This is a genomic window from Nitratireductor sp. GCM10026969 (assembly GCF_042660605.1).
In the GTDB taxonomy this organism is placed as follows: Bacteria; Pseudomonadota; Alphaproteobacteria; order Rhizobiales; family Rhizobiaceae; genus Chelativorans.
In genome coordinates this window covers 1-14642 of record NZ_JBHSUM010000103.1, presented here as the reverse complement: position 1 = coordinate 14642, position 14642 = coordinate 1, and the positions used below count along the sequence as shown (strand labels likewise).

Annotated in this window: 12 protein-coding genes; 8 read left to right on the top strand and 4 right to left on the bottom strand. The window is 65.1% G+C overall.

The features are described from left to right. Nucleotides 1–154: 154 nt before the first annotated feature. A complete protein-coding gene (locus ACFP9U_RS17855) occupies nucleotides 155–1174 on the bottom strand; it encodes a 2-dehydropantoate 2-reductase (protein WP_378623524.1) in 1020 nt (339 codons plus the stop codon). Between the two features lie 439 nt (nucleotides 1175–1613). Beyond that, complete coding sequence (locus ACFP9U_RS17850; protein ID WP_378623522.1) at nucleotides 1614–2978, bottom strand: phosphomannomutase/phosphoglucomutase; 1365 nt, start codon at nucleotides 2976–2978, stop codon at nucleotides 1614–1616. 192 nt (nucleotides 2979–3170) lie between these two features. On the opposite strand from ACFP9U_RS17850, the gene ACFP9U_RS17845 reads away from it, so the two are divergent. From ACFP9U_RS17845 to cysQ, 4 genes are all read left to right on the top strand, one after another. After that, on the top strand, nucleotides 3171–4292 hold the full coding sequence (locus ACFP9U_RS17845; protein ID WP_378623521.1) for a DegT/DnrJ/EryC1/StrS family aminotransferase: 1122 nt from the start codon (nucleotides 3171–3173) through the stop codon (nucleotides 4290–4292). A gap of 166 nt (nucleotides 4293–4458) precedes the next feature. Next, complete coding sequence (gene cysD, locus ACFP9U_RS17840) at nucleotides 4459–5364, top strand: sulfate adenylyltransferase subunit CysD (RefSeq protein ID WP_378623519.1); 906 nt, start codon at nucleotides 4459–4461, stop codon at nucleotides 5362–5364. Beyond that, nucleotides 5364–7277, top strand: coding sequence for a sulfate adenylyltransferase subunit CysN (gene cysN, locus ACFP9U_RS17835; RefSeq protein WP_378623517.1), 1914 nt, complete (start codon nucleotides 5364–5366; stop codon nucleotides 7275–7277). Before cysD ends, cysN begins: the two co-directional genes overlap by 1 nt. After that, complete coding sequence (gene cysQ, locus ACFP9U_RS17830) at nucleotides 7271–8101, top strand: 3'(2'),5'-bisphosphate nucleotidase CysQ (protein ID WP_378623516.1); 831 nt, start codon at nucleotides 7271–7273, stop codon at nucleotides 8099–8101. The genes cysN and cysQ overlap by 7 nt, the downstream gene beginning before the upstream one ends. On the opposite strand, the gene ACFP9U_RS17825 is transcribed toward cysQ, so the two are convergent. Next, nucleotides 8098–9024 carry a carbohydrate kinase family protein gene (locus tag ACFP9U_RS17825; RefSeq protein ID WP_378623514.1) on the bottom strand — a complete coding sequence of 309 codons (927 nt, stop codon included), beginning with the start codon at nucleotides 9022–9024 and terminating at the stop codon, nucleotides 8098–8100. The two genes, cysQ and ACFP9U_RS17825, sit on opposite strands and share 4 nt — an antisense overlap. Nucleotides 9025–9058: 34 nt before the next feature. After that, nucleotides 9059–10270, bottom strand: coding sequence for an ROK family transcriptional regulator (locus ACFP9U_RS17820; RefSeq protein WP_378623513.1), 1212 nt, complete (start codon nucleotides 10268–10270; stop codon nucleotides 9059–9061). 205 nt (nucleotides 10271–10475) lie between these two features. On the opposite strand from ACFP9U_RS17820, the gene ACFP9U_RS17815 reads away from it, so the two are divergent. The 4 genes from ACFP9U_RS17815 to ACFP9U_RS17800 all read left to right on the top strand — a co-directional run. Then, the gene (locus tag ACFP9U_RS17815; protein ID WP_378623511.1) at nucleotides 10476–11516 is read left to right on the top strand and encodes a sugar ABC transporter substrate-binding protein; all 1041 of its coding nucleotides are present in this window, start codon (nucleotides 10476–10478) and stop codon (nucleotides 11514–11516) included. An 82-nt stretch (nucleotides 11517–11598) separates the two neighbouring features. Then, entirely contained in the window at nucleotides 11599–12636 is a 1038-nt protein-coding gene (locus ACFP9U_RS17810; protein WP_322452260.1) for an ABC transporter permease, read from the top strand. Beyond that, nucleotides 12633–13412, top strand: coding sequence for an ATP-binding cassette domain-containing protein (locus ACFP9U_RS17805; RefSeq protein WP_378623510.1), 780 nt, complete (start codon nucleotides 12633–12635; stop codon nucleotides 13410–13412). Before ACFP9U_RS17810 ends, ACFP9U_RS17805 begins: the two co-directional genes overlap by 4 nt. A gap of 175 nt (nucleotides 13413–13587) precedes the next feature. After that, the coding region (locus tag ACFP9U_RS17800; RefSeq protein ID WP_378623508.1) for an aldehyde dehydrogenase family protein at nucleotides 13588–14642 on the top strand (1055 nt) is incomplete at its 3' end.

The window sequence follows — 14642 nt, the reverse complement described above, 5'->3', positions numbered from 1 at the left end:
GCAACACGACCCTCGCCAGCAGCCCGCTCTCGACCAACAAATATCGTCTGTCCCACCGTCTGTTCCTTGTCGTTGGAAGGTTCCGCCGCGTTTCCTCGCCGCATGGGACAGGCCGGGCGTTGCAACACCCGGCCTTTGCCGATTGCCGGAAGAATCAGGAGGCGGCCTTCTCCTGCACGGGGTCCGTTTCCGGAAAGACCGGGTAGAGCCCCTTCACGCGGCCCATCTGCTGCGCGAGCGCCAGAACGCTGTCGATGAAGGGCGTCTCGATCTCGCCCAGCCGGCCCATCTCCTGAACCGAGGTCAGAAGCGCGTCGAGTTCAATGGCGCGCCCCTTGTCGACGTCCTGCAGCATCGAGGTGCGGTGCGCCCCGACCTTGGCCGCGCCGTTGATCCGGCGTTCGACGTCGACCCGGAACGTCGCCCCGAACTTCTCGCCGATCGCCTGCGCTTCCAGCATCATGTTGCGTGCAAGCGTGCGCGTTCCGGGATCGGTCGCGACCACGTCGAGCGTGGCGCCCGTCAGGGCGGAGATCGGATTGAAGCACAGATTGCCCCAGAGCTTGATCCAGATGTCGTTGCGGATGTCGTCGTAAAAGCGTGGGCTCAACTCGCCCGCTTCCAATGCTTCGGCGAGCCGCTTCACGCGTGCGCTTTCGCTGCGGTCCGGTTCGCCGAGGCCGAACTGATTGCCGTAAATGTGCTTGATCACGCCCGGCTCGGTAATTGTGGTGGCCGGGTAGACGGTGGCGCCGATGACGCGCTCAGGGCCTATGACGTTCCATTGCCGGTTGCCGGGATCGACACTTTGCAGACGATAGTCCGCGAACTCCGGTCCGAGCCCGTGGAAGTACCACCAGGGCAGCCCATTCTGGGCAGTCACGACCGCGGTATCCGGTCCCAGAAGGGGAACCATGTCCTCGGCGACCTGCCAGGCCTGATGTGCCTTCAGCGCCACGACCACGTAGTCCTGCGCTCCAAGCTCGCGGGGATCGCTGGTGGCGGGCATGCGCTCGACGATCTCCTGCCCGTCCAGGAGGAGTTTGAGGCCGTTTTCCTGAATGGCCTTCAGATGCGCCCCGCGGGCGATCAGCGATACGTCGGCCCCGCCGCGCTTCAGCATCACTGCCATGTAGCCGCCGATCGCGCCGGCACCGTAAATGCAGATCTTCATGGTTCTCCTCCAGGTCACCTTACGCCCGCTGCAGGGATGCTCGCGCGGGGTATGAACCCCGTTCCCACGCCGCATTGACAACGGATGCGTTCGATATCACCCGCCACCGATCCCGATGGCGAGTATGCGATGCAGTGCCCTAAGCTGTGGTATACATAATCCCACAGAAGTGTGTCGTGTCAATCCCCGTGCTCCTGCTGCAGGCCTGGCATAGGCGGCATTCCGGCAGGCGAAAGGAGGGATGTCACCGCATTTCGGCCGGGAGCGACGGCGCTTTCCAAGGAGTCAGCGGCTCGTCCAGTCTGCCGCGAAAGAGGCTAATATGCTGAAAAGGCAGGCCCTTTGCGGCGGACGGGGTCTCGACGACCCCGCCGTCGGCCGCATGCGGGAACAAGTGGACCCGACGAGGCGGCGTTGCGGCTGCGACGCTGTGACCCGGTCAGGCCGGCGTGCCGCCGATCAGTCCGCGCAACTCGGTCACCTTTTCCTCCAGGAGCTGCCGGTCCGCCCGGGTCTCCACATTGAGGCGCAGGAGGGGCTCGGTGTTGGAGGCGCGCAGGTTGAAGCGCCAGTCGTCGAAGACGAGGCCAAGCCCGTCGAGCGTCTCGACCTCCGGATTGGCCGGCTTATAGTGCTCGGCGATCTTTTCCTGGATCGCCTTGGCGTCGTCGACGGTGAAGTTGATCTCGCCGGAGCAGGGGAACTTGGCGATTCGCTCCTCCAGCACATCGGCGAGCTGCGCGCCGCTGGCCGAAAGCTCGCAGACCACGTCCAACCAGGCGAGCATGCCCGAATCGCAATAGGCGAAATCGCGGAAATAATGGTGCGCACTCATCTCGCCGCCATAGATGGCGTTTTCCTCGCGCATCACGTGCTTGAAATAGGCGTGTCCCGTGCGGCAGGGCTTGGCCACACCACCCATGCTTTCCACGATATCGATGGTGTTCCAGGTAAGCCTCGGATCGTAGAGGATGGTACTGCCGGGCGCCTTCTCCAGCATGCGCTTGGCGATCATGCCCACCAGATAATAGCCCTCCACGAAGCGGCCCTTGTGGTCGTAGAGGAAACAGCGGTCGAAATCGCCGTCCCAGGCGATTGCGAGATCGGCCCCATGCTCGACAACGGCCTGGCTCGCCTTCTGCCGCTTTTCCTTGAGCAGTGGGTTGGGGACGCCGTTGGGCAGGCGCGGGTCGGGCTCGTGATCGATCTTGATGAAGGTGAAGGGCAGGTGCTCTTCCAAAAGGTCGATGATCGGACCGGCGCAGCCATTGCCCGCGTGGCAGACGATCTTGAGCGGCTTGAGATTCTGGCCGGCGACCTCTTCGAGGAGCCGTTCGATATAGGCGGTGCGGTCGCATGTCGGCCGAAGCGTTCCGCGCCCGGCATAGTCCGCAGCCGTTGCGAACCGCCTGTCTGAGCGCATCAGCGCCTCGATCGCGTTGAAGGCGTTGTCGGGCGTGGCGGCGGCCGCGCCCTTCAGCACCATCTTGATGCCGTTGTAGTCCGGAGGGTTGTGGCTCGCCGTCACCATCAGCCCGGCATCCGCGCCGGAGCGCGCGGTGTGGAAATAGACCTCCTCGGTGCCGCACTGGCCGACCGGCAGCACGTCCACCCCGCTGTCGAGCAGGCCTTGCGCGAGCGCGCCGGCGAGCGCCGGGCTGTCAAGGCGCATGTCGTGTCCCACGACGACGGCCTTGGAACCCAGGCTTTCCTTCACCGCCTGGCCAAAGCGGTAGGCAAAAGGGACGTTGATCTCGCCGGGTATCTGGCCGCGAACGTCATACGCCTTGAAGGGTGCGCTCATTCCGGTTCCTCTCCTGAACAGCAGCGAAGGTCTTTGTGTTAAATGGGAAGACATCATGACGCAATTACGAAGGCGATCCTCACCACTTGTGACAGGTGCTGCGACAGAGTGAACTTTGCTATCTGTTGCGAAAGTTCCTGCGCGCGCCTATTCCGCAAGTCAGACACATCGGGGTGAGGCAGGAAAACGAATATGCAATTTATCGATCTCGGCGCGCAGCGCCAGCGCATTCAGGAAAGGCTCGAGAAAAGCATCGCCAAGGTGCTGGCCGAGGGGCGCTATATCCTGGGCCCCGAAGTCGCCGCGTTCGAGGAGAAGATCGCCGACTATATCGGCGTGAGGCATGCCGTCGCCTGCGCCAACGGCACCGACGCGCTTCTGATCCCGCTTTTGGCCCGCGGCATCGGGCCGGGCGACGCCGTCTTCTGCCCGTCTTTCACCTTCGCCGCGACGGCGGAAGTGGTGGCGCTTGCCGGCGCCGCCCCGGTCTTCGTGGACGTCGACCCCGATACCTACAACATCGATCTCGAAAGCCTCGATGCCGCCATTTCCCTGGTGCGCGAGGAAGGCCGGCTGGCGCTGAAGGCGATCATCCCGGTCGATCTGTTCGGGCTGGCGGCCGACTACGACGGCATCGCCGGGATCGCCGCGCGCGACGGGCTTTTCGTCATCGAGGACGCCGCCCAGGCGACCGGCGGCGCGCGCGGCAATACCATGTGCGGCGCTTTCGGCGACGTCGCGGCCACCAGCTTCTATCCGGCCAAGCCGCTCGGCTGCTACGGAGACGGTGGCGCGATGTTCACCAACGATGCGGAACTGGCCGACATCCTGCGCTCCGTCGCCTTCCACGGCAAGGGCGAGAGCCAGTACGACAATGTGCGCATCGGGCTCAATTCGCGGCTCGACACCATCCAGGCGGCGATCCTGATCGAGAAGCTTGCGATCCTGCCCGAGGAGATGGACCTGCGTCAGGAGGTGGCGGCGCGCTACAATGACCTGTTGGGGGATGTGGTGAAAGTACCGCAGATCCCGCGAGGCAACCGCTCCGCCTGGGCGCAATACGCCATCGAAACGCCCGCGCGTGACACCGTCCGTGCCAGACTGAAGGACGAAGGCGTCCCCTCCGTCATCTATTACGAAAAGCCCCTGCACGTGCAGGGTCCCTATGCGCATTATCCGCGCACACCTGCGGGATTGCCCGTCTCGGAAAGTCTTCCGGATCGTATACTATGCCTGCCGATGCATCCGTACCTCTCCGAGGCCGACCAGGTGCGCATCGCCAGGGTCGTTCGCGAGGCGGTGAGGGGGGCCTGAAGGGGTGAGGGAAGAACATTTCACATTCGCCTTCATTGGCGAAAAATGCACGTCGGCAGGCCGGTGCCATTGGGTCGCGGCGCCTTTGAGCGCCTCAGGTTCGCCATGCTATTGCCGGAGTGTTCCCGTCGCGGGAGAGTAATGACAGTACAAAGGTTTCGAAAACATGCCAGGAACCCTAACGCATCTCCAGCGCCTGGAAGCCGAGTCGATCCACATCATGCGCGAGGTGGCGGCGACCTTCTCGAAGCCGGTGATGCTCTATTCCATCGGCAAGGACTCCTCCGTCCTGCTTCACCTGGCGATGAAGGCCTTCTATCCCGCCAAACCGCCCTTTCCCTTCCTGCATGTCGATACGACCTGGAAGTTCAGGGAGATGATCGCCTTTCGCGATCGTATGGCCGCCGAACTCGGCTTCGACCTTCTCGTCCATATCAACGAGGAAGGCGTGCGCGACGGCATCAACCCCTTCGACCACGGCTCCAACGTTCATACCAACATCATGAAGACCGTGGCGCTGCGCCAGGCGCTCGACAAATACGGCTTTGACGCGGCCTTCGGGGGCGCGCGGCGCGACGAGGAGAAGTCGCGCGCCAAGGAGCGCATCTTCTCCTTCCGCACCGCCTCCCACAGCTGGGATCCGAAGAACCAGCGCCCGGAGATGTGGAAGATCTACAACACCCGCGTCGCCCAGGGCGAATCCATCCGCGTCTTCCCGCTGTCGAACTGGACCGAGCTCGACATCTGGCAATACATCCTCCAGGAAAACATCCCGATCGTGCCGCTCTACTTCGCCAAAAAGCGGCCGGTGGTGGACCGTGGCGGCATGACCATCATGGTCGACGATGATCGCATCAAGTTCTTGCCCGGCGAGAAAATCGAGGAGCGGAAGGTGCGCTTTCGCACGCTGGGCTGCTATCCGCTGACCGGCGCCATCGAATCCGAGGCCGAAACGCTGGAGGACATCGTCGCCGAGATGCTGACGGCGCGCACCTCCGAGCGGCAGGGCCGTCTTATCGACCGCGACGAGACGGGCTCGATGGAAAAGAAGAAGCGGGAAGGATATTTCTGATGCTGAAGGTCGACGACTCCACGCTTCCCGAAATCGAGGCCGCCGATATCCGCACCTATCTGGCGACTCAGGAAAACAAGACGCTTCTGCGGTTTCTGACCTGCGGTTCGGTGGACGACGGAAAGTCGACCCTGATCGGCCGTCTCCTCTTCGACACGAAACTGATTTTCGAAGACCAGCTTTCGGCCCTGGAGCAGGATTCCAGGAAGCACGGCACGACTGGAGAGGATATCGATCTCGCGCTGCTCGTGGACGGCCTTGAGGCGGAGCGCCAGCAGGGCATCACCATCGACGTCGCCTACCGATTCTTCTCCACGCCCCGGCGCAAGTTCATCGTCGCCGACACGCCGGGCCACGAGCAGTATACGCGCAACATGGCGACCGGCGCCTCGACCGCCGATCTCGCCATCGTGCTCGTCGACGCCCGGCAGGGAATCCTGAGACAGACGCGGCGGCATTCCATGATCGCCTCCCTTCTGGGCATCCGCCACATCGTTCTGGCGGTGAACAAGATCGACCTCGTCGATTTCGACGAGGAGATCTTCAACGGCATCGTGGCCGACTACGAGTCTTTCGCCAAGGATCTCGGCTTCACCTCCATTGTGCCTATCCCGATGTCGGCGCGCTACGGTGACAATGTCACCAGGACGTCCGACAAGACGCCGTGGTATTCCGGTCCCTCGCTGCTGGACCATCTGGAGACGGTGGACGTCGAGGCCGAAGCGAGGGAGCGCCCCTTCCGCTTCCCCGTGCAATATGTGAACCGGCCCAATCTCGATTTTCGCGGTTTTGCGGGCACCGTCGCCTCCGGCACAGTCGCCGTCGGTGATGATGTGGTCGTCGCCAAGTCGGGCAAGCGCTCGCGCGTCAAGCAGATCGCCAGCCATGGCGGCGACAAGGAGCGTGCCGTCGAAGGCGAGGCGGTGACGCTGCTTCTGGAGGACGAGATCGAGGTCTCCCGTGGCAACATGCTCGTCGCGCCGGAGGCCCGGCCGCATGTCGCCGATCAGCTCGCCGCCAACGTCGTGTGGTTCGACGAGCATCCGCTGCTTCCCGGGCGCATGTATCTCCTGCGCACCGAGACGGACGAGGTGAACGCCACCGTCAGTCATTTGAAGCATCGCATCAACATCAACAATTTCGCCCACGAGGCGGCCAAGTGCCTGGATTTGAACGAGGTGGGCGTCTGCAATTTCTCGCTGCAGGCGCCAATCGCCTTCGATGCCTTCCAGGACGACCGCACCACCGGCGCCTTCGTGCTGATCGACCGGCTGACCAATGCCACCGTCGGCGCGGGCATGATCCTTTATCCGTTGCGCCGGGCGGCCAATATCCATTGGCAGGCGCTGGATGTGTCGAAGAGCTCGCGCGCCGAGTTGAAGCATCAGAAGCCTGCCGTCCTGTGGTTCACGGGGCTGTCCGGCTCCGGCAAGTCGACCGTCGCCAATCTCCTGGAAAAGAAGCTGCACGCGGCGGGCCGCCACACCTACATCCTCGACGGCGACAATGTGCGCCACGGGCTCAACCGCGACCTCGGCTTTACCGAGGAGGACCGCGTGGAGAACATCCGCCGCGTGGCGGAGGTGGCACGCCTGATGGCCGAGGCCGGGCTGATTGTCCTGGTCTCCTTCATCTCACCCTTCCGCGCCGAGCGTCGTATGGCGCGCGACCTGATGGCGCAGGGCGAGTTCGTCGAGGTCTTCGTCGACACGCCTTTCGAGGAATGCGCCAGGCGCGACCCCAAGGGACTCTATGCCCGCGCGCTCAAGGGCGAGATCAAGAACTTCACCGGCGTCGACTCGCCCTACGAGGAGCCGGAACGGGCCGACGTTCACCTGAAGACGGTGGGCCGTGCACCCGAAGATCTGGCGGACGAACTGGAAACCTGGATGCGGGAGCGAGGCTATTGCTGAACGACACGGTGGGAAGGCTGAATGACGAGGCTGCGCTTCTCGGCCTGTTCGAAGAACTTGCGCTGGCCGCCGGCCGCGAGATCATGGTGCATTACCACGAGGGCGTGAGCGTCGAGAACAAGGCTGATGCTTCGCCGGTGACGGAGGCCGACCGGGCGGCCGAGCGTGTCATCCTCTCAGGGCTGCGCGCCTCCCTTGCCGGCGCACCTTGCGTTTCGGAGGAAGAGGCTTCGGGAGGCGTTCTGCCGGTCTGCGGCGACGACGGCTTTCTCCTGGTCGACCCCCTCGACGGCACGCGCGAATTCATCAACCGTCGGGCCGACTTCACGGTCAACATCGCCCTGGTGAAAGAGGGTGTGCCGGTGGTCGGGGTCGTCTATGCGCCGGCGCGCGATGTGCTCTATTCCGGCCGGCCGGGAGCTGCTTTCGAGGTGGAAGTACGCGATGGCGGGAAGGTGACGGGCCGGCGCGAGATTGTCGCCCGCCCGGCGCACACGCCGCCGGCCATCGTCGCCAGCCGCTCCCATTCCACGCCGGAGACGGTGGCTTTCATCGAGCGTTATCCGGGTGCGGAGACCGTGTCGGTCGGCTCGTCGCTCAAGTTCTGCATGCTGGCGCGCGGGGAGGCGGACCTTTACCCGCGCTTCGGCCGCACCATGCAGTGGGATACCGCCGCGGGCGATGCCGTGCTGCGGGCCGCCGGCGGGTGCACGCTGACGCTTGAAGGTGAACCACTCACCTATGGCCCAAAGGGCGGGGAGGGGCTCGAAGCCTTCGCCAATCCGTTTTTTATCGCCGAGGGGCGTCCCGCCGCCCGCGTTTAGGGCGACAGCTCCGCCCGCCAGGGCGGGTTTGCACCTGCACGCGAGACGGTGATCGCAGCAACGCGCGCGGCAAAGGCGAGCGCATCGCGCACGGTGCCTTCCTGCAGCCGTGCCACGCCCGTCTTGCTCAGGGCGCCCGCCTCCCGCAAGGCTGCCAGCACGCCGGCGTTGAAGGCGTCCCCCGCGCCCACCGTGTCGACGACCTCCACCGGCACCGCCTCGATCACCGCGCTGCCGCCGTTCCAGAACGCCGCTGCGCCCCGGCCGCCGCTGGTGATCACGACGAGCTTCGTTTCCGCCCCGAGCAAGTCCCGCGCTGCCTCGGCGTGGCCACCCGTTCCGCCGAGCCAGGCAAGGTCCTCTTCCGATATCTTCACGATGTCGGCCATCGCCATCATGCGGCGCATGCGCGCCCTGTGGGGCTCCGCATCCTTGATGAAGACCGGCCTGATGTTGGGATCGAGCATGGTGACTCGGGTGGAGGCCTCGCGCGCCATCAGCGCCTCGTAGGTGGCCCCGCAGGGCTCCGTCGCCAAGCTTATCCCGCCGAACAGGAGCGCTTCCACCCCGTCGTCGAGGCGTGGCAGGTCCGATTCGGAAAGCATGCGCCCGGCGGTGTTCTCGTCGTAGAAGAAATAGCTCGCCTGTCCCTCCGCGAGAGTGACGAAAGCGAGCGTGGTGGGAAGGCTCGAGATCCTGGCATAGGCCAGATCGACCCGGCTTTCGCGCAGGGCCGCCTGGAGCCGGACGCCGAAGAGGTCGTCGGAAAGCCCCGAAAAGAAGCCGACCGGCGTCTCCAGCCTGCCGAGCGCCAGCGCGCTGTTAAAGACCGAGCCGCCCACATGCGGGGCGAAAGCGCTCTCGCCGCTTTTCGCTTCGCGCGGCAGCATGTCGATCAGCGCTTCGCCGCAGCACAGGATCATGGTTTCTCCTCCGTCGGTTAGATTGATGGCCGGATCAAAAAGCGGATTGGGCGCCGACGAGGAAGCGGTCAGCCAGCGGCAGGCTTGCGCCGCCCAGCGCGCGGGCGTGGCGCCCCACCGTTCCCTCGCGCACGGCGGGCAGGGCGATGCCCTCCGAATCGAGGCCGGCGAGGCGGTGCGCCGTGCGCTCCACGATCCCGGCGCGAACGGAAAGCGGCAGCCATCCGTCGATCACGGCTGTCTGGAAATCGATTACCGCCGAGGCGGCCAGAATCGCATGCGCCAGACCGTGTGCGGCTTCTTCGATCCACGCGCTTTCCTCCGGTCCCTGGGCGCCCCAGTCGTCGGGGGAGACCCACAGGTGCGTGGTGTCTCGTCCGCTCGCCAGAAGCCGTTTTTCGAGCGCGCTCAGGGAAGCCACGTCGATGAGCTGTCGCGTCTTGCCGTTCCTGTCCGGCACGGGCATCGATCCAAGCGCCCCGGCATTGCCGGTGCGCCCCCCGAACAGGCGTCCACCGAGGGCAACACCCCCGCCGACGAAGGCACCGAGATAGAGATAGACGAAATCGCCCCGGGCGGGCGGATCGCCGAAGACGAGTTCGGCCCCGCAGGCCGAGGTCGCATCGTTCTGCAGATAGACGGGGAAGGGACATTTTTCCGCAACCGCGGCGCGAATATCCACCTCCCGCCAGCCGTCCATGGCCCCCGGCGGCGCCCCGGCGGCGTCCGCCCAGTTCCAGAGCTGGAAGGGGATGGCGATCCCCAGGCCGGCGACACGCTCCCAGTCCCGGGGCGCGAGGCTGCCGGCGATCTCGTCCATGTCCGCAGTCACCAGGCGGATCGTCTCTGCCGGTGTCGGATAGGCGTAGGAGTGCCGACATGTGCGGCGGATCGTGCCGCAAAAATCGATCAGCGCCAGCTCCGAGCTGCGCCGTCCGATCTTCAGGCCCAGGAAAAAGGCGCCGTCGGGATTGAGGCTCATCGGAATGGAGGGCTGCCCCACCTTGCCGCGCTGCGGATCGCCGCGCACCAGAAGTTCCTCCGCTTCGAGCCGGCGCATGATGACCGAGACGGTCTGGGCGGAAAGGCCGGTCATGCGCGCGATCTCGGTCTTGGCGAGGCTGCCGTTGCGGCGCAGGAGCGAAAGCACAAGACGCTCGTTATAGTCGCGCATGCCGCTCTGGTTGGTGCCCAGATTCTGGCGTGGCGGTGCCTCTTCGCCTTCTCGTTGCAGGCCGATTTCCACGGACTGGTTCCTTTCCCTCCCGGTATGGCTTGCGGCGCAGAATGCTGCGCCCGGCGCGTCAAGTCAATAATAAATAAATAAAGTTGATTTATATATTGACAGCTCCGTAATCCTTCTGTTTTCTGACTGCGTGTGATCGCTCGAAAAGGGCCGACACCTCGTGGCGCCGACAGGCGTCATTTCATGTTTTCTCGGGAGGATTACCGTGAACAAATACGCGCTACTGAAGACCACTGCGTTCGCGCTCGCGAGCGCCGCCATTCTCGGGCTTGCCCAGCCTGCCGCTGCGCAGGACGAGCAGGTAAGCGCCTGTCTCATTACCAAGACGGACATCAACCCGTTCTTCGTCAAGATGAAGGAAGGCGCGACGCAGAAGGCGGAAGAGCTCGGCATCGAGCTTTCCACCTATGCCGGTCGCGTGGACGGGGACCATGAGACCCAGCAGCAGGCGATGGAAAGCTGTATCGCCGCGGGCGTCGATGGTGTGCTTATCACCGCGTCCGACACCAAGGCCATCGTGCCGCTCGTCCGCCGCGCCCGCGAGGCCGGCATTCTGGTGATCGCGCTCGACACGCCGTTGCAGCCACTCGACGCCGCCGATGCGACGTTCGCCACCGACAATTTCGAGGCCGGCCGCCTGATCGGCGCCTGGGCGAAGGCGAAGCTCGGCGAGGAGGCGGAGAATGCGCGCATCGCCTTCCTCGACCTCAACGAGAGCCAGCCCTCGGTGGGCGTCCTGCGCGACCAGGGCTTCATGACGGGCTTCGGCATCGACACGGCCGACCCCAACCAGTGGGGCGACGAGGACGATCCGCGCATCGTCGGCCACGAGGCCACCAACGGCAACGAGGAAGGCGGCCGCAGGGCGATGGAGAACCTGCTTCAGGTCGATCCGAACCTGAACGTCGTCTACACCATCAACGAGCCGGCTGCGGCGGGTGCCTACGAGGCGCTCAACGCGTTCGGCAAGGCCGACGACGTGACGATCGTCTCGATCGACGGCGGCTGCCCGGGTGTCCAGAACGTCGCCGAGGGCATCATCGGCGCCACCGCGCAGCAATATCCGCTGCTGATGGCCTCGATGGGCATCGAGGCGATCGCCCAGTACGCAGAGGACGGCACCGTGCCCGAGCCGAGCGAGGGCCTTGATTTCTTCAACACGGGCGTCAACCTCGTCACCGACGATCCGGTCGAGGGCATTCCCTCCATTTCCGTGGAGGAGGGGCTGGAGCGCTGCTGGGGCTGATCCCGGGGCAGGCCGTTCATTCATGTGACGGGGCGGCACTCGCGGCCGCCCCTCCATGCTGGAAGAGTCAGGGATATCGGACATGAGTAAGCAAGAAGGCGTGGCCGAGCAGTTCGCACAGTTCGATCACGTCACCCGCGGACCATTGGCGACGGTGCAGCGCTTTCTTCACGCCAACCCGACGATGGTACCGTTCATCGTGCTCTTGCTGTCGACGGTGATCTTCGGGCTGATCTCGCCCAATTTCTTTTCCGCCTTCAACCTGTCGCTGATCATGCAGCAGGTGGCGATCGTCGGCACGCTGGCGGCGGCGCAGAGCCTTGTCATCCTTACCGCCGGCATCGATCTTTCGGTGGCCGCCGTCATGGTGATGGTCTCGGTCATCATGGGCCGGCTCTCGGTCGATTTCGGCGTTCCGGTGCCGCTCGCCATACTGGCGGGCATGCTGTGCGGGCTGGGAACCGGGGCCGTCAACGGCCTGCTCGTGACCGCCGTGCGCCTGCCGCCCTTCATCACCACGCTCGGTACGTGGAACGTTTTCCTGGCGCTCAACTACTATTTCTCGGGCCGCGAGACGATCCGTTCCCAGACGCTGGACGCCGAAGCGCCGCTCCTGAAGCTCTTCGGCGAACGCTTCGAGGTCGGCGGCGCCGTGCTTACCTGGGGCGTCGTGCTGATGGTCGCGATCTTCATCGTGCTGTGGTACGTGCTGCAGTACACCGCCTGGGGACGGCGCGTCTACGCCGTCGGCGACGATAAGGAGGCGGCGGAACTCGCCGGTATCCGCACCAACCGGATCCTCGTTTCGGTCTATATGGCGGCGGGCTTCATCGTGGCGCTGGCGGCCTGGTCGTCCATCGGCCGCGTCGGCTCGGTGTCCCCCACCTCCTTCTTCGAGGCGAACCTCCAGTCCATTACCGCGGTGGTGATCGGTGGCATCTCGCTCTTCGGCGGGCGCGGCTCGATTCTCGGCCCCATGCTCGGCGCGCTGATCGTCGGCGTGTTCAATTCCGGCTTAAGGCTCGCCGGCGTGGAAGTGCTGTGGCAGCTCTTCGCGACGGGCTGGCTCATCATTCTGGCGGTCGCCATCGACCAGTGGATCAGAAAGGTGTCGGCATGACGGAACCCGTTCTCAAGGCGCGCGGCATCGTCAAGCGCTACGGCCACGTGGTGGCCCTCGACAGGGCCGACTTCGACCTTTACCCCGGCGAGGTGCTCGCGGTGATCGGCGACAACGGCGCCGGCAAGTCGACGCTGATCAAGGCGCTTTCCGGCGCCATCCAGGTTGACAGCGGCGAGATCACGCTGAACGGCGAGCCGATCAATTTCGCCTCGCCGCTGGCCGCCCGCCAGGCCGGCATCGAGACGGTGTATCAGACGCTGGCGCTGTCGCCAGCGTTGTCGATCGCCGACAACATGTTCATGGGCCGCGAGATCCGCAAGCCGGGCGTGCTCGGTCAAGTCTTCAAGATGCTCGACCACGCGGAGATGGAACGACAGGCGCGCCAGAAGCTGGCGGAACTCGGCCTGTTGACTATCCAGAACATCAACCAGGCGGTGGAGACCCTGTCCGGAGGCCAGCGCCAGGGCGTGGCCGTGGCGCGCGCCGTCTCCTTCGGCTCCAAGGTGGTGATCATGGACGAGCCGACGGCGGCGCTCGGGGTCAAGGAGTCCCGCCGCGTGCTCGACCTTATCCAGGACGTGCGTGCACGCGGGCTGCCCATCGTTCTGATTTCGCACAACATGCCGCATGTCTTCGAGGTTGCCGACCGCATCCATGTACACCGGCTCGGGCGGCGCCTGTGCGTCATCGACCCCAAGGACTATACGATGTCCGACGCCGTCGCCTTCATGACCGGCGCCAAGGAGCCCCCGGCCGAGGCCATGGCGGCCTGAAGTCGGCGCCCGGGGTCGCCCGCGCGCGCCGCGCCTGTCTCCACCCATTTGCCATCCGGCAGCAAGGCCGGCTTGACGACTCATGCGCTTTTCTTCGCGTCAACCGGTCGACGTGGCGGTTCTGGGAGAATAGATAAGGGCTCTCCCTCCAGGAACTCTTCACAAGGAACGGAACATGTCTGAGAACTTCGAGCCACGCGGAAAACACCTGATTGCCGGCGAGTGGGTCGGAGGCGATAAGACCTTTTCCTCCGATCCGGTGGCCGGCCCGGCGCATCAGTTCGCCGTCGGCACGGCCGCCGATGTCGACCGCGCGGCGAAGGCCGCCGAGGACGCCTTCTGGACATACGGTTATTCGCGCCGCGCCGACCGCGCGGCGTTTCTGAACACCATCGCCGACGAAATCGAGGCGCGGGCGGAGGCGATCACGCAGATCGCAACCCAGGAAAGTGGGCTGCCCGAGGCGCGGATCAACGGCGAGCGTGCCCGCACCACGGGCCAACTCCGCCTGTTCGCCAGCCACATCGAAAAGGGTGACTACCTCGACCGTCGTCACGATCCGGCCGACCCGGAGCGCAAGCCCGCGCCCAAGCCCGACCTGAAGCTGATCCAGCTTCCCATCGGGCCGGTCGGCGTGTTCGGGGCATCGAACTTCCCGCTCGCCTTCTCGACCGCTGGCGGAGACACGGCGTCCGCGCTCGCGGCCGGCTGCCCCGTGATCGTGAAGGGCCATCCGGCCCATCCGGGCACCGGCGAGATCGTCGCCGAAGCGATTGCCGCCGCAATCGAGAAAACGGGCCAGCACCCGGGCGTCTTCTCTCTCATCCAGAGCAACACAAACGAGGCGGGCGAGGCGATCGTCACCCACGAGCTGGTGAAGGCGGTCGGCTTCACCGGCTCGCTCGGCGGCGGCCGCGCGCTCTTCAACCTGGCGCAGAACCGGCCCGAGCCCATTCCCTTTTTCGGTGAACTCGGGTCGATCAACCCGCAATTCGTGCTGCCGGCAGCGCTGGCGTCCCGCGGCGCCAAGATCGGCGAGGGCTGGGCCGGCTCGCTCGTCATGGGGGTGGGGCAGTTCTGCACCAATCCCGGCGTGGCGATCGCGCTGGAGGGAAGCGATGCCGACGCCTTTGCCGGCGCGGCACAGGCCGAGTTGGAGAAAGCCGTCGAGCAGCCGATGCTGACGGCGGGCATCGCCGACGCCTACCGGCGCGGCCGCGATCGCCTGTC

Coding starts and splice junctions, on each gene's coding strand:
- ACFP9U_RS17855 (WP_378623524.1), bottom strand. CDS start 1,174: ATGAAGATCTGCATTTACGGTGCCGGCGCGATCGGCGGCTACATGGCA.
- ACFP9U_RS17845 (WP_378623521.1), top strand. CDS start 3,171: ATGCAATTTATCGATCTCGGCGCGCAGCGCCAGCGCATTCAGGAAAGG.
- ACFP9U_RS17850 (WP_378623522.1), bottom strand. CDS start 2,978: ATGAGCGCACCCTTCAAGGCGTATGACGTTCGCGGCCAGATACCCGGC.
- ACFP9U_RS17805 (WP_378623510.1), top strand. CDS start 12,633: ATGACGGAACCCGTTCTCAAGGCGCGCGGCATCGTCAAGCGCTACGGC.
- ACFP9U_RS17825 (WP_378623514.1), bottom strand. CDS start 9,024: ATGATCCTGTGCTGCGGCGAAGCGCTGATCGACATGCTGCCGCGCGAA.
- ACFP9U_RS17810 (WP_322452260.1), top strand. CDS start 11,599: ATGAGTAAGCAAGAAGGCGTGGCCGAGCAGTTCGCACAGTTCGATCAC.
- cysD (WP_378623519.1), top strand. CDS start 4,459: ATGCCAGGAACCCTAACGCATCTCCAGCGCCTGGAAGCCGAGTCGATC.
- cysN (WP_378623517.1), top strand. CDS start 5,364: ATGCTGAAGGTCGACGACTCCACGCTTCCCGAAATCGAGGCCGCCGAT.